This window comes from Terriglobia bacterium (assembly GCA_020072645.1).
Lineage (GTDB): Bacteria > Acidobacteriota > Terriglobia > Terriglobales > Acidobacteriaceae > Angelobacter.
In genome coordinates, this window is the sequence record JAIQGK010000017.1 from 193209 (window position 1) to 208624 (window position 15416).

The following is a 15416-nucleotide window of genomic DNA, read 5'->3' on the forward strand; positions in this document are numbered from 1 at the left end:
TTTTGTCGTGAATCGAGATTCTACTCGGTACGGAGCCAGACGTTCGAGGGGAGTTTGTGAATTTTACGCCAATCTACAGGCTGCGGGGCGACTGCTGGCTACGATTTAGGCGTTTGATTTCAACAGCTTAGGAGCATGCTTTCGATGCCCGTTCAAGAATCAGAAAGATCTTAACGCCTATGGCGCCAATGACACCACGTGAATTTCACTGACCTGACGATAATCCTGATTTAAGGCGAAAGGGCGAGCACCAAACCCTCCCGGATAAGCCGCCGAACCAGCGTTAGCTTGCCTTCATCGTCCAGATCGCAGGGAAGTTCGGAAACAATGAATTGGGGCCGGGCCAGCGCAAAGCGGACCGCTTCAGCAGTGTGCGATGGAAAAGTAATCGTACGGCCATAGCAGGCGACCGAAGCCGACGCGCCGTTCGTTCGCAGATGAAAAATAGCGCCGGGCCGCGCGCCAACCACGCTCGTGATGGTCAGGGAATCGAGGTCCGCCGACTGGGCCATCTGCCCTCTGAGCAGCGGCGGACATGCGGAAACAAATTCATCGACAAAGCGGTCGAGGATCGGATCGAGTTCAGGGCTTGCAGAAAGTTGTTGCAGGAGATTCCGCAAAGTGTCTCGCGCGGCTTTCCGATCGAAGTCCTGCCCGGCAAAGCCCGGAGGAAGCGCTTTGCGAAACGCGGGATGGTTGAGGCTTTTGTCTGCAACCAACTCCAGAAGCAGGTCAGCCCAGGTGTAACACAGCGCGCCGGCGGTGACGTGCAGTGAAAGATTGTCGCCGGAATGAGCATCGTGGGCGACGCCGCGAGGGATGTAGGCGACGTCGCCGGCTTCCAATGTGAACTCAAGAGTAGGCGCGCCTATTTGATGAACAGAAGCGTCAAAGCCCTGTCCCGAGAGCGGCAGCTCAACGGGAGTTCCATAGATTGTCCATTGCTTGGAATTAACGACCTGCAGCACAAATACATCGTGCGAATCGTAATGCGGCTTGGCGCCCTGGGCCCCAGGCGGGGTCAGATAGACGTTGGTCTGGAAGGGGCAGCTGATTTCTCTTTCAAGATTGCGGCAAAGATCAGCCAGAGAGGGCACCACGGTATCCAGGAACGCCAGGGTGATGGTGGAGCCTTGCGCAAAGAGCTGGTAGACCCGGGCAACGTCAAGAGAGTCGCCGTGCACCGTGTATTGATCGGCGCTGACTTTTGCCTTCGCATTCTTGAGAGTGACGTCCGGATAGCGGCGGTCAAGCGTGGTGATGACACGATCAACTTCATCCAAGGACAGAAGTGAGCTGAAGTAATCCGGCTGGCCGCGCTTGACCACGAGCGGCTTCTTTTCCCAGTAGTCCGCAAAAAAATCTTCCTTGCTCAGCGGACTAATAAGCCATTCAAAAGAGGAATTGGGACGCGACGGGCACACGAACGCTTCTCCAGATTGCGAGTTTTCTTCAACCGTTGAATAAATCATCAGGAGCCGCGCAACGAACGTGCACCCCGCCGACAGGCCCAGGCCGGTTGTTGCGACCTACGATTTGGGCTTATCTGGATCCGTAGCCTCGTCCTTGTTCTTATCTTTGTTCTTGTCCTTGTCCTTGTTTTTATCCTTGTGCTTTTTGTCCTTTTTCGTCTTATCCGGATCGGTAGCGGCTTCTTTGCTTTCCTTCTTGTCGGTTGCCGATTTGGAGGTGTCATCCTTCTTCTTGTCCGGATCGGTAGCCTCGTCCTTTTTGTCCTGCGCAGTGGCCGCCGAGCCAGCCATGAGGACCGCAGCGCCACCGGCCAGAAGCGTGCCTGCCACGGTCACAAATGACCGCCGGGAAAGTTTCCGTTCGGTGATTATTTCGTCGTCCTTGAGTGTGCGAGCGCCCTGTTGATTGGGCGACTTTGTGTTTTCATCAGCCATGAATTGTTCCTTTCCTTTTTGACTGTTCTCTTGCTTCTGCTTGAGCCTGATATTTTTCTTTTGCTATCGCACAACTATACGCCTGAATCGGGCGGTCAAGTACAGGAAACGCTTATCGTGTGCCTGGCGATTGTGCTTGTGTGCAAAATTGCACAGTATGAGGAACCATTGAAGAAATACTCGGGCGCAGGCATGTTTGTGGCGGTTATTTATTGACGCGCTCGCTTCGCTGCTTTGAGTCCCAGGAAGCCAACCCCGGGCTTCCTGGGAGCAGCTGCGCGAGAGCCTGCGGCGCAAGGAAAAGATTCTTAGCCGCTTTTACGGCACGGCTGAAGCCGTGCCCTGACACTTGTTGTCGCAGTGGATGCTAGATGATCAAGGGAATCAGATGTGGTGCGGCGAACGGTGTGGATTCCCACCCTCAAGCAAAAGCGGGTAAACGCAGTAAGTCGTCATGTATCCGTTCAGTTGTGCTCGCCTTGAGAGCAGCGGAGCCGATTCCTCGGGCCTCACAGAATCGATAGCGCAGATTTCAGCAGCGATCACGTTAGGCTCCTCGGAACAGCATGGCGTTGTGTGGGCGTTTTATGGCCTGTGGTTTTAGCCCTTAATGGCTTTTCGCAAGGCGGATTGGACGCTAGTTGAGACAAGCCCTTCGATGTAATGGTTCAGGCGGATCACACAATGCGCCACATATTCGGCGGCTCAAAATGTAATTTGTGGTCATCGGTCATCTTGTGCAGGATGTTTTCAATTTTCTGGTGCCTTTGCGGATCACGCACGGCAGGTAAGTCATACAACTCTTCCACGGCCCGCAACTCGGCGGCGAACTCCTGCTCTTCTTCCGGGGTTGGTAGCAAAGCCATGTCGCTGCCGTCATGCATTTTGAGTGCTTCTTCATATTGGGCGATTCGAACGCGACTTTCGATAGTGTGCAGGTCATAGCGTGGATACTGCACTAGTGGAAGCAGGTGGCCTTCGGGCAGCCGCGTGATGGCTTTCAATATGAAGATACATTGACGCTTGCGCTTCGTTGTATCGGCAAGATCGACCTGCCGGTTCCACACCTGAAATGCCGCAACGATGATTCCCGCTATGATGATGCCCCAACCCAACCTAGCCGGGATCGCGTGTCCCGTGATCTGCCATGAGGAGAAAATGGCAATGATGAACCCGCTTGTTAGGAGCGCACCCCAAGTCTTGCACATCTCAACTGTGAATTGGCCAAGTCGTATAAGCATGATTGCGATTTAGTTGGACCGGAAAGACCGAATGGAATATATCTTTAGTTTCTTAAATTCTTGAAGGTACTTGGGTGCCCTGATGCAATGAAATCGTCCTGGTCCTCTTTAGCTGCGTATTTGAAAATCTTGTCATACATCTCTTTTCCCTGTTCCTGCGTGGCTTGGTAACCATTCTCCGAAGGAATTCGCTCTTTAACGATTTGTTCCTTGCTACGAAAATCGATGGGGTAGGCACTTGCCGCTGGATTTACGGGAAGGTCAAGAATCAACTTTGCTCTGGATTCCGTGTAATCGTATTTGGCGTATTGATGAATTGGCGCGAGCCGATAGTCGTCCATGGGCTGAAACGCCAAAACCGTACCCAATGGCCAGAAGGTGAATTCAGCCACCACACAAATTCTCTTCCGAATAAGATCGCAAAAACCACCAATACCAGTCTTGCGTCCGCTTGTGCCTTTGACGGCAAACGCATACACGTACCAATCTGGCGGGAAGTCTTGATTTCGGGAGTTGCGAAGGAATTTCCGCAACCATGGATGAGTTTTGACAAAGTGCTGGCCGTTGGCCGAAACGTAATTCATTACAACTTGCTTGAGAATGCTGAGAGGGCGGTTGACGATTACACGTATAGTGTCGCCGTCTGCTACTTTGTCCACCTTTTCGGCAACATCCTTTATCAATTCAGCATAATGTGTTCCGTACTTCGCCCCTGTCCAGTTGTTGCATTCTCCACACAAGCTCCGAACCGTCCAGCCACGTACAACCTCACCTTGCCAAATTACGTGACCGACCTGATCTGTGAGTTTATCTACTGATTGGAGCAAAATATCGTGGTCGTTAAAGGCGGAGCGAGGTGGGGTATGTTCCAACGTGAGCACACGATACTCACCGCAAAGCCAGCAATGCCCTTCAATTTTCGGTTTCACTACTTCAACCCTTAGAAAAGGATTGTAGCTCGATTCGACTATTCGCCGCAACTTCGCTTTTTCGCGAAAACAACACGACCTCGGGGGAGTCACTCTGCTTTGTCATCGAGGTCTAACTTTCGGTTGGCACTTACAAGGTCCGATAACTTTAAAAATCTTTCGGATTGGTCATCTACTTATTGACTTCTGTTCGCTTTTTGTTTAACATGCGTTTCAGGTTCTCGCCGGGAGCGGCAGCGGCGAACCGTCGTGTACAGGCGGCAAGAAACAAGCCTGTTAGCGATTGAGGGTATCCCAGTTGGAGGCGGGAAGCCCAAAAAGGCCTGCAACCACGCGATCATCGCCGGCCCACCGTTAGGGTCACAGAGAGCGTCGAGCCAAATAAGCAGTCTGCATTCAGCAATCTGCAAATAAAGCAAACAGGATAAGTGTGTGTGTTGGAGCTTCTAGCTACTGGCTACTAGCTGCTGGTAAAGCTTTTGGCTATTGGCTTTTGGCTAAAAACCAAGAACCGGTACCTGGTACTTGGCTTTTGAAGCCAAAACCCGGGCTCACGGGCAAGAGTGCCCGTGCCACACAAAGCTTTTACAAGGTTGATCACAGGCAGGGAGTGCCTGTGCCACAAAAATCTTAAAACGCAGCCGAGGGCGGCTCTGCCCATGCAAGCCAAAATCGGGCTTGCACGGGGACCCAGGCTGCGGTCCACAAACATGTTTCTACGGAGATGAGGCGATGAGCAAAGAAGAGATTATGACGGAGATCCAGGGATTGGCGAACAAGCTGGGACGCGTGCCCACCCTGACGGAATTGAAGACGATGACACCGGTGGGGCGCAGAGGCGTCCGGAACCATTTTACGACCTACACGAACGCGCTGATTGCATGCGGAATGCTGGCAAACAAGAAACAGCGCATTGGAATGGATTCACTGTTTGGAGACTGGGCGACGGTGGCGCGGCAGATGCAGAGGCTGCCCACGTCAACGGAATATGAGGAAAAAGGCGCGCACAGCGCAAAAGCAATTATCGCCCGCTGTGGAAGCTGGAAGCGGGTGCCACACATGATGCTGGGGTACGCGCAGGAGCGAGGCCTGGTAAAAGAGTGGCCGGACGTGATGGCCATGGCGCGGGCAGAAAAGGAACTAAGCTGGCCGGCCACGGAAAGTCTGTGGCCGGGCCACGAGGCCGCGCGATGGGACGTGTTCACGAACAGGCCGGTGTATGGGACGCCGATGAATATGTGTCCGCTGGCGCATGCGCCGACGAACGAGCTGGGCGTGGTGTTTCTGTTTGGCGTGCTAGTGCGCGAGCTGGGCTACATAGTGACGTTGCTGCAAGCGGGGTTTCCTGACTGCGAAGCGCTACGCCAGGTGATGCGCGACAAATGGCAGCGGCTAAGAATCGAGTTTGAATTTGAGAGCCTTAACTTTGTGAAGCACGGACATGACGTGAAAGGCTGCGACATGATTGTGTGCTGGAAACATAATTGGCCGGAGTGTCCGCTGGAAGTGCTGGAGCTGAGCAAGTTTGTGGGGAAACTTTTGCCGCAGATCGGAAAAGCTTAACCACAAAGGACACGAAGGAACACAAAGGAGATCGGGTGATCTGGTGATCGCCGTGATCGGGTGATCGGAAAACCAAAACCTACCACGGAGACACGGAGACACGGAGGAAAAGGAAAGATTTTGCCGCAGATTTGCGCGGATAAACGCTGATCAGGAAAAAAGCTAAACCACAAAGGACAGAAAGGAACACAGAGAAAAGCAAGACTTTTCGGGCAGTCAATCTTCCTGATCAGTGTTATCAGTGAAAATCAGTGGTAAGCCGTTTACTTTTGATCCGCGTTTATCCTTGTTGATCCGCGGTAAGGTTTTGCAATCGTTTGACGGACTGAATGGCCATTCAATAGACTTTACCCGGTCATGAAATCCGCGCAGACGGCGCTTTAAAGCTGCGAATCGAAGGCGTGAGCCAGTTAAATCGGAAGGCGCAAGGCATTCATAGAAAGATAGAAATCAGGAACCGTAGAACCGAAAATTTAAAGATCGAAAACTTTAGGATCAAAAGCCCGAGATCGAAAACCGAAACCGAAAATTCGAGATCGAAACGCGAAATCAACCAAGAGAGAAGAATCCCATGAGCGATCTGGTCCAGCTTTCAAAAGACAACGATATTGCCATTATTACGATTAACAATCCGCCGGTGAACGCGCTGAGCCCGGGAGTGCCGGAAGGCATTTCTGAAGCGATTGAACAGGTTGATAAAGATCCGACGGTGAAAGCGGCGGTGCTGATTGGCGGCGGCAAAACGTTTGTGGCCGGCGCGGACATTAAAGAGTTTGGCAAGATGACGAGTGGGAAGACGCGCGGCGGAGTGCCTTTTGTGCCGCTGCTGGGCCGCATTGAAGATTGCAGCAAGCCGGTGGTGATGGCGATCCATGGCACGGCTTTTGGCGGAGGGCTGGAACTGGCGATGGCGGGGCATTATCGCGTGGCGGCGCCGACGGCGCAGGTGGGGCAGCCGGAAGTGAAGCTTGGCATTATTCCCGGCGCAGCAGGAACGCAGCGCTTGCCGCGGCTTGCAGGAGTGGCGAAAGCCGTGGAGATGTGTGCGGACGGCAATCCGATTAAAGCGAAAGAAGCTTTGTCGCTGGGCATCGTTGACAAATTAATTGATGGCGACTTGCTCAGCGGCGCGGTCGCGTTTGCCCGCGAAATTGCCGGCAAGCCTGCGCGCAAGACGCGTGAACGCAATGAGAAACTGGGATCGGCGGAGCAGAATGCGCCGATTTTTGCCGCGGCACGCGATGCTGCGCGCAAAAAAGCTCGTGGGCTGATGGCTCCGATGGCTGCCATTGACGCGGTTGAAGCCGCGACAAAGCTGCCGTTCGACCAGGGCGTGGAAGCCGAGCGCAAACTTTTTATGGAGTGCCTGTTCTCTGACCAGTCGAAGGCGATGATTCATGTCTTCTTTGGCGAGCGCGAAGTGGCGAAAATTCCTGATGTCCCGAAAGAGACTCCGACGATTCCGGTGAATACGGCGGCGGTGATCGGCGCAGGGACGATGGGCGGCGGCATTGCCATGAACTTTGCCAATGCCGGTATCCCGGTGCTGCTGAAAGAGACTGACCAGGCGGCGCTGGACCGCGGCATCAATACCATCCGCAAAAATTATGAGAACACGATGAAGAAAGGCCGCCTCACGCAGCAGCAGATGGACGATCGGATGAAGCTGATCAAGCCCACGCTGACCTATGACGGATTTGAGTCCGCAGACATGGTGGTCGAGGCCGTGTTTGAAGGCATGGCGCTGAAGAAACAGGTGTTCGGCGACCTGGACAAGATCTGTAAAAAAGGCGCGGTGCTGGCAAGCAATACGTCGACGCTGAGCATTGACGAGATAGCGTCAGCGACGTCGCGACCGGAGTCGGTGATTGGTACGCACTTCTTCTCGCCGGCGAATGTGATGCGGCTGCTGGAAATCGTGCGCGGCAAGGCGACGAGCAAAGAAGTGATCGCAACGTGCATGCAGCTGTCCAAAAAGCTGGGCAAGGTGGGCGTGCTGGTGGGCAATTGCAGAGGGTTTGTCGGCAACCGCATGTTTGGCCCTTACCGCCGTGAAGCGCAGTTCCTGGTAGAAGAAGGAGCGGGGATTGAAGCGATCGATAAAGCGATGTACGAATACGGAATGGCAATGGGTCCTTTGGCGGTGGGCGATTTGGCAGGATTAGACGTGGGTTGGCGCATTCGCAAAGAATTTAAGCACCTGGAGAAACCCGGAGTGCGGCAGCCGCTTGCTGAAGACCGCCTCTGCGAAATGGGACGTTATGGGCAGAAGACCGGAGCAGGCTGGTACAAGTATGATGAAAACCGCCGCGCCATTTTTGATCCCACGGTGGAAGAGAATGTGCGCAAGTGGGCGGCTGAAGCGGGCGTGAAGCAGCACGCAATTTCAAAAGAAGAAATTGTCGATCGCCTGATCTATGCGCTGGTGAATGAAGGCGCACGCATACTGGAAGAAGGCTACGCGCTGCGCGCCGTCGATATCGACATCATTTATCTCACCGGCTACGGATTCCCGGCGCATCGCGGCGGACCAATGTGGTATGCAGACACGGTCGGCCTGAAAAAAGTTTACGATCGCATCTGCGAATTCCATAAGCAACACGGAGAACTCTGGGAGCCCGCGCCGTTGCTTAAGCGTCTGGCGGAAGAAGGCAAAGGCTTCGCTGATTTCGATCAGAAGGCGAGCGCCGCCGCCTGATCTGACGGTGGCGAGGCCGACCACGCGCCGAGCCACATGCTACAAGGCAGAAAGAATTTAGACTCTGACCACGCTGCAAAAGCGGGTTGGAGCGAAAGCGACAAAAATGAATAGAGAAGCTGTTATTGTCGATGCTCTTCGCACGCCGCTGGGCCGGCGCGATGGCATGCTGAAATCCTGGCACCCGGTCGATCTGCTGGGCTTCACGCTCAAAGGCCTCGTCGCCCGCAACAGGCTTGATCCCGCGCGCATTGATGACGTGATTGCCGGTTGCGTGGGACAAGTTGGTGAACAAGCTTTCAACGTCAGCCGCAACGCCGTACTTGCCGCGGGCTTCCCCGAGTCCGTGCCCGGAACCACTGTCGATCGCCAGTGCGGCTCCAGCCAGCAGGCCATTCATTTTGCCGCGCAGGGCGTGATCGCCGGCAGTTATGACATTGCCATCGGCTGTGGTGTTGAGAGCATGACGCGCGTTCCCATGGGCGCGTCCGCCGCTAATGGTCCCGGCAAGCCGTTTGGTCCGGCGATGATGAAGCGCTATAACAATGTCCATTTCAATCAGGGCATCAGCGCGGAAATGCTGGCCGAGCGTTACAAGCTCACCCGCGAATGCCTTGACCAGTACAGTCTTGAAAGCCATCGCCGCGCGGCTCAAGCCGCCGAACAAGGCTGGTTCTGCCGTGAGATTCTGCCGCTGCCGGTTGAGGCTGAGCAGGGTACCGTCAACGTCAGCCGCGACGAAGGCATCCGCGCCGGCAGCACGCTGGAAAAACTTGCCACGCTCAAGACCGTCTTCAAGGCCGATGGTGTTGTCACCGCGGCAAACTCATCGCAAATTACTGACGGCGCCGCTGCAGTGCTGATCATGGAACGCGGTGTCGCGGAAAAACTCGGCTACCGCCCGATGGCGCGCTTTGTCGAATTTGCCCTCGCTGCGGAAGATCCCGTGCTCATGCTTGGCGCTCCCATCCCTGCTACTCGTAAAATCATGGAACGCTCCGGCCTCAAGCTTGAAGACATGGACCGCGTCGAAATCAATGAGGCTTTTGCCAGCGTGGTTCTAGCATGGCAGCGTGAAACCAAAGCTGATCTTGGTCAGGTGAACGTGAATGGCGGCGCTATCGCGCTAGGCCATCCGCTGGGCGCGAGTGGCGCTCGACTGATGACGACGCTGGTGCACGAACTTGAACGCACTGGCGGTCGTTACGGCTTGCAGACAATGTGCGAAGGCGGCGGCATGGCCAACGCAACCATCATCGAGCGAATAAATTAATCGAAAGGCACTTGGCCGCGAATTTCGCGAATACACACGAATAAACCCAAGTCCGATTCGCGCTTTTTCGCGTTCATTCGCGGCTAACAAAAACGGAGATGCAATGAAAATCAAAGGTTCAAGCGCGCTGGTTACCGGTGGCGCATCAGGTTTGGGCGCGGCGACTGTCCGCATGCTCGCGGCGCAGGGCGCCAAGGTTGTAATTGCAGACGTGAATGAAAAAGGTGGCAACGATCTGGCGCAGGAACTCGGGGCATCGAACAGCGTCAAGTTCGTTAAGACAGATGTAACCGACGATGCCCAGATCGCCGCAGCTGTCGAAGCTGCCGTCAAGCAGCACGGAGGCTTGCATATCCTCGTCGCCACAGCCGGAATTGGCATTGCTGAAAAACTGCTGGGCAAAAACGGCATGCACGATCTGCAGAAATTCATTCGCACCATCCAGGTCAATTTGATCGGAACGTTTGATGTCATTCGCCACGGCGCAAACGCCATGGCCGTCAACCAGCCGGACGAAGACAGCGGCCGCGGCGTCATCGTCACAACTGCTTCTGTCGCGGCTTATGAAGGGCAGATTGGCCAGGTGGCATATTCGGCATCCAAGGGCGCAATCGTCGGCATGACTTTGCCTCTGGCGCGTGAACTGGCGCGCTCGGGGATTCGCGTGTGCACCATCGCTCCCGGAATCTTTCACACGCCGCTGCTCGGCGCATTGCCTGAAGCAGCGCAGCAGTCTCTCAGCCAGCAGGTTCCGTTCCCGCAAAGACTAGGCAAGCCGCCGGAGTTCGCCGCGTTGGTACAGCACATCATTGAAAACAACATGCTGAACGGCGAGACGATCCGTCTTGACGGCGCAATCCGCATGGCTCCCAAATAAATATTCAGCCAAGAGGCGGGCGATAGCATGCGCGTTCTGATAGCAGGCGGCGGCACCGGTGGACATGTAATCCCGGCGCTGGCCATTGCGCGCGAGTTGAAGGCCCACCACAACGCTGAAGTCCTTTTTGTGGGGACCGCCAGAGGCATGGAAAACCGCCTGGTTCCGCAGGCTGGTTTTGGGTTGATGCGGGTCAAGGTGGGCGCACTGAAAAATGTGAGCCTCATTACCCGGATGCGCACGGTGTTTGACCTGCCCAGGGCCGTAGTTGACGCTCGGAAGATCATCAAGGTCTTCAATCCTGATGTGGTGGTGGGCGTAGGCGGATACGCTTCCGGCCCGGCGATGGCGGCGGCCATCATGATGCACATTCCCACGCTGGCTTTTGAGCCAAACTATGTTCCGGGGTTTGCCAACAAGATCGTCGGCCATCGCGTTTCGGCGGCGGCGGTGCATTTTGAGCAGACGGAAAAATACTTTCGCAATGCCCAGGTTGTTGGCGTGCCGGTGCGGGCGGAGTTCTTTAACGTGCCGTCGCCCGGTGGCAACCATCCGCCAACGCTGCTGATTTTTGGCGGCAGCCAGGGCGCACGGGCTATCAATCAGGCCATGGTGGCCGCTGCCCCGGCAGTACTAAGACAAATTCCCCGGCTTGAGATCATCCACCAAACGGGCGAGCGTGAATATAATGACGTGGCGGCTGCGTATAAACAGGCGGGCGTGAAGGCCGAGGTTTCAGCTTTTATTGATGACATGCCAGCGGCCTTTGCGCGGGCAGATTTGCTGTTGTGCCGCTCCGGGGCGAGTACGGTTGCCGAAGCGACGGCGGCAGGCAAGCCGGCAATTTTTGTCCCGTTTCCGCAGGCGGCGGACGACCATCAGCGCCGCAATGCGGAAGCAATTGTGCAAGGCGGCGCGGCCATGCTGGTGCCGCAGGCGGAGCTTACGCCAGAGCGATTGACGGAGGTGATCACGCAGCTGTTTGCGAATCCCACGCGTCTAAAGCAAATGGCAGAGCGGGCACGTGCGCTCTCTCACCATGACGCGGCTGGTAGAGTGGCAAGGATGGTGGCGGAGCTGGCGGAAAGAAGCAATTAGCAGCTAGCAATTGGCAATTAGCCAAAATCAAGTGCGAGTTTAGCCGCGAATGAACGCGAAAAACGCGAATCGGAATGAAGTAGGGGCGAGCCAGATTAGCGCGGCGAGCCCGCTGTAACAGGTGCAGAAGAAATAGAGGTCAGGCGAAACTCTGTAGCGGTTTGGAGCGCAGCGACACAGTTTTTTCCGAAGTAAGGGCGAGCCCGACTAGCGCGGCGAGCGGCACGCAACAGGAGCAATGGATAGATTGGTTCGACGAAGCTCTTAAGCGGTTTGGAGCGAAGCGACACAGTTTTTTCCGGAGTAAGGGGCGAGCCCGACTTGCGCGGCGAGCCCAATGTGACGGGTGCAGAACAGAATTAGAGGTTCGACGAAGCTCTATAGCGGTTGGGAGCGCAGCGACAAGAACAATGTTTGCAAAAATTCAGCGGATACATTTCGTCGGGATTGGCGGCATCGGCATGAGTGGTATTGCCGAGGTGCTGCTCACGCTCGGCTACAAGGTGTCCGGGTCTGACCTCAAGAGTTCCAGCGTTACAGAGCGGCTGGCGGAAAAGGGCGCCATCATTTTCGTGGGTCATCGCGCTGAGAACATTACCGGCGCGGAGGTCGTGGTGGCCAGCTCAGCCGTAAAGCGCGACAATCCCGAGATCCTGGCGGCGCGCGCCGAGTATATTCCGGTAATCCAGCGCGCGGAGATGCTGGCTGAACTCATGCGCTTGAAGTATGGAATCGCCATTGCCGGGATGCATGGCAAGACCACTACCACCAGCATGGTTGCTGCGGTGCTGGCTGCGGGTGGGCTCGATCCAACGGTCGTTGTCGGCGGGCGCGTGGATGCCATGGGATCGAACGCCCGGCTGGGCAAATCGCAATATCTGGTGGCGGAGGCCGATGAAAGCGACCGTTCATTCCTAAAGCTCTCGCCCATCCTTGCCGTGGTGACCAATATTGATCGCGAGCATATGGATTGTTATCGCGACATGGCGGACGTGGAGCAGGCGTTTCTGGATTTCATTGATCGCGTGCCGTTTTATGGCATGGCTGTGCTCTGCCATGATGATGAACGGCTTCGCAACATGCTGCCGCGCCTGGCCCGCCGGGCTACTACATATGGCGTGCATCAAGACGCGGACTTTCGTGTGGGCGGCGCGCGGGCAAAATGCGCCGGCAACAAACACTTGGCGCATTTCTCAGTGGAATACCGTGGCAAGTCGCTGGGTGATTTCCATCTGCGCGTTCCCGGCAACCATAACGTGCTGAATGCGACGGCAGCCGTAGCGGTGGGCGTAGGGTTAGACATTGATCCGGAGCGCATTCGTGAAGCGCTGGAAAACTTTCGCGGCGTCGATCGGCGTTTTCAGCTTCGCGGACGCGCTGCTGACGTCAGCGTGATTGACGATTACGGACACCATCCCACGGAGATCCGCGCCACGCTGGCGGCGGCACGCCATTGCGGATTCAAGCGCGTGCACGTGATCTTCCAGCCGCATCGCTTCACACGCACGCGCGATCTGCTGGAACAATTCGGCGCGGCCTTTAATGATGCCGATACGATTTCCGTGCTCGATATCTATGCCGCCAGTGAAGCGCCGATCCCGGGAATTACGGGTGAACGGCTGGTCCAGGCCATTCAATTATTTGGCGATCAACGCGGCGCGGTGAGCTATGTCCCGTCATTCGACGAAGCAGCGCGCCAAGTTTCTGCGCTGGCCGAACCCGGCGACATGGTGCTCACTCTTGGCGCCGGCAGCGTCTCACAACTGGGGTCCATGGTGCTGGAGCAGTTGAGGAAGAAGCAGGCGGAGATGAAAGAAGCCGCCAGCTACTAGTATGGTGTCTCACAAATACCTTTACAAAGAGTTGGCCCGATACTTGCTTTCCAAAAGATTATTCCGCGCAGCCGAGGGCGGCTGCGGTCCACAATGATTGTTTATTGCATGCATTGTCGAGTTATTTCAGAGACACCACACTAGCCGGTCGTCCAACACCTAAATTCAATCCCATCCTTTAAGAAGACCTATTCAGGAACAAAGTAAAACGCCACCGCCACAATGGCATAGACAGCCAGAAGCTGCGCGCCTTCAAACCAGTTGGTCTCGCCGTCGGATGAAATCATGTCAACAATCACCACGGAAAGAACGATGGCGGCAATTTCAAAGCCGTTGAACACCAGCGTCATGGGATGTCCAATGGCGACGGAGAGAAAAACCAGGACAGGCGCGACGAACAAGGCAATCTGCGTACTTGCGCCCGTGGCAATGGCCATGGAAACGTCCATACGATTGCGGCGGGCCATGATGATGGCCGTGGAATTTTCCGCGGCGTTGCCCACCAAAGCCACCACAATCACGCCAACAAAAAGTTCCGTCATGCCCAGCGCTTTGGTGACAGGAGCGATCTGCCCGACAAGGATTTCGCTCATCCCGGCAATCAGGACAGTCGCAAGCGCAAGCGAAACGATGGCTTGAGCACGAGAGGTCCTGGGAGCGCCTTCTTCTTCAGGATGCTGGGCGGCAAAAGACGCGCGGTGCGTGCGAAAAACAAAGAGCAGGTTCAGCAGGTAGAGCGCGATAAGAACGCCGCTGGTCCATAGGCTGAGATGTTGCAGGTTCACGTCGTGATGCTGAAGCGTTCCAAAGAGAGTCAGGTTAAAGACCGCGGGCATCACCAGCGCAGCCACGGCAATCATCAGCGTGGTGCTGTTCATGGCGGAAGTGGTGCGGGAAAAGCGTTGTACCGGGTTGCGCAGGCCGCCCGCGACCAGGCTGAGCCCCAGCACCAGCAGCAGGTTCCCAATAATGCTGCCGGAAAGGGAAGCCTTGACCACGTTGATGTGTCCGGCATGCAATGCGAAAAACGCGATGATCATTTCCGTGGCGTTTCCCATGGTCGCGCTCAGGATTCCGCCCGCGGCCGGCCCGCACTGTGAAGCCAGAGCGCCGGTGGATTCGCCCAAGACGCTGGCCAGCGGAGCAATGGCGAGAGCCGAAGCGATAAAAATCAGCAGCGGGGCGGCATGCAACAGGTCGAGAACAATGGCTGCCGGCACGAAGAGAAGAAGGAGGTTCAGCCAGCGGTGTTCCGTTTTCAGCGGAAACCTGCTCCACACGGTGCGAGGCGGCGCGGGAATTTTCTTAGGAGGGGCGGGCATCTGGAGGATTGTAAAAGATCAGCAAAAAGACCGCCTGAATGGGCGGGTTCTTGTGCTTAACAAAATAAATCCGCTGCTTAATTTTGTGCGTTTCTTCAAGCCGCTTCGCTATTTTGTTGCGTCCGCTTTCGCCGTGCGGTTATAAGACTAGAGACGGGCCACGCCAGTGGTTGCACACCGGCGCGCCCTGACCACAAATCACCTTCTAACGAAAGGTAACCCATGGCTGACACAGATTCTATCAGCGCACCTAAATCCAGCGGTGTACCCAAACCGCACGTCTACGATCTCTTTAACCGTCTCAACGCAGCATTTGCCCGCGTTCATCGCAACATGGAAGCATTGGAACAGGTCGGCATTTTCGATCCACTCATGATGCAGTCCCTTAACCGCCAGTCTGAGAAGCTTCGGGCAGGCGTCAATTGCCATCTGCTTGGGGCCATGCGCCGTATTGAAGAACGCGACCGCGAGCGATACTCACAGCCACCCAATGAAGAAAGCCCAAACCCCTAAAAAACGACCCGCCGCAAGGCGGGTTAGCTGTGGAGTCTCAAGAGGTTGTTCCGATCGAGGCCGGAGCGGCTGATAGGTGGAACATGGTTGAGGCTACCATGAGGACGGTGCCAGTTGTAATGGTGAAGCCAGGGAAGAAGATGTTCGTGACGGTGTTGCGAGT

The 15416-nt window shown here is 55.7% G+C and carries 13 protein-coding genes; 7 read left to right on the plus strand and 6 right to left on the minus strand.

From position 1 onward, the window contains the following. Window positions 1-230: 230 nt before the first annotated feature. The 4 genes from LAO76_23260 to LAO76_23275 form a co-directional block, all read right to left on the minus strand. Window positions 231-1472, minus strand: a complete 1242-nt coding sequence (locus LAO76_23260) for a cupin domain-containing protein (GenBank protein MBZ5493849.1) — start codon at window positions 1470-1472, stop codon at window positions 231-233. A gap of 57 nt (window positions 1473-1529) precedes the next feature. Continuing rightward, window positions 1530-1907, minus strand: a complete 378-nt coding sequence (locus LAO76_23265; GenBank protein MBZ5493850.1) for a hypothetical protein — start codon at window positions 1905-1907, stop codon at window positions 1530-1532. A 677-nt stretch (window positions 1908-2584) separates the two neighbouring features. Continuing rightward, window positions 2585-3115 (minus strand): hypothetical protein, encoded by a 531-nt coding sequence (locus LAO76_23270; GenBank protein ID MBZ5493851.1) that lies wholly within the window; start codon window positions 3113-3115, stop codon window positions 2585-2587. A gap of 77 nt (window positions 3116-3192) precedes the next feature. Beyond that, window positions 3193-4077, minus strand: a complete 885-nt coding sequence (locus LAO76_23275) for a hypothetical protein (GenBank protein ID MBZ5493852.1) — start codon at window positions 4075-4077, stop codon at window positions 3193-3195. A 732-nt stretch (window positions 4078-4809) separates the two neighbouring features. On the opposite strand from LAO76_23275, the gene LAO76_23280 reads away from it, so the two are divergent. The 6 genes from LAO76_23280 (at window position 4810) to murC (ending at window position 13418) form a co-directional block, all read left to right on the plus strand. Then, window positions 4810-5640, plus strand: a complete 831-nt coding sequence (locus LAO76_23280; protein MBZ5493853.1) for a hypothetical protein — start codon at window positions 4810-4812, stop codon at window positions 5638-5640. A gap of 571 nt (window positions 5641-6211) precedes the next feature. Further along, window positions 6212-8338, plus strand: coding sequence for an enoyl-CoA hydratase/isomerase family protein (locus LAO76_23285; GenBank protein ID MBZ5493854.1), 2127 nt, complete (start codon window positions 6212-6214; stop codon window positions 8336-8338). A gap of 106 nt (window positions 8339-8444) precedes the next feature. Beyond that, window positions 8445-9611 (plus strand): thiolase family protein, encoded by a 1167-nt coding sequence (locus LAO76_23290; protein MBZ5493855.1) that lies wholly within the window; start codon window positions 8445-8447, stop codon window positions 9609-9611. Window positions 9612-9714: 103 nt separating this feature from the next. Continuing rightward, window positions 9715-10488, plus strand: coding sequence for a 3-hydroxyacyl-CoA dehydrogenase (locus LAO76_23295; GenBank protein ID MBZ5493856.1), 774 nt, complete (start codon window positions 9715-9717; stop codon window positions 10486-10488). Window positions 10489-10515: 27 nt separating this feature from the next. After that, the gene (gene murG, locus LAO76_23300) at window positions 10516-11586 is read left to right on the plus strand and encodes an undecaprenyldiphospho-muramoylpentapeptide beta-N-acetylglucosaminyltransferase (protein MBZ5493857.1); all 1071 of its coding nucleotides are present in this window, start codon (window positions 10516-10518) and stop codon (window positions 11584-11586) included. A gap of 410 nt (window positions 11587-11996) precedes the next feature. Continuing rightward, window positions 11997-13418, plus strand: a complete 1422-nt coding sequence (murC, locus tag LAO76_23305; GenBank protein MBZ5493858.1) for a UDP-N-acetylmuramate--L-alanine ligase — start codon at window positions 11997-11999, stop codon at window positions 13416-13418. Between the two features lie 188 nt (window positions 13419-13606). Here the strand turns inward: murC and cax are convergent, their stop codons facing one another. Then, window positions 13607-14740, minus strand: a complete 1134-nt coding sequence (cax, locus tag LAO76_23310; protein MBZ5493859.1) for a calcium/proton exchanger — start codon at window positions 14738-14740, stop codon at window positions 13607-13609. 222 nt (window positions 14741-14962) lie between these two features. On the opposite strand from cax, the gene LAO76_23315 reads away from it, so the two are divergent. After that, window positions 14963-15253: a hypothetical protein gene (locus LAO76_23315; GenBank protein MBZ5493860.1), complete on the plus strand. Its 291-nt coding sequence runs from the start codon at window positions 14963-14965 to the stop codon at window positions 15251-15253. A gap of 23 nt (window positions 15254-15276) precedes the next feature. Here LAO76_23315 and LAO76_23320 read toward each other — a convergent pair. Continuing rightward, the coding region (locus tag LAO76_23320) for an IS481 family transposase (protein MBZ5493861.1) at window positions 15277-15416 on the minus strand (140 nt) is incomplete at its 5' end.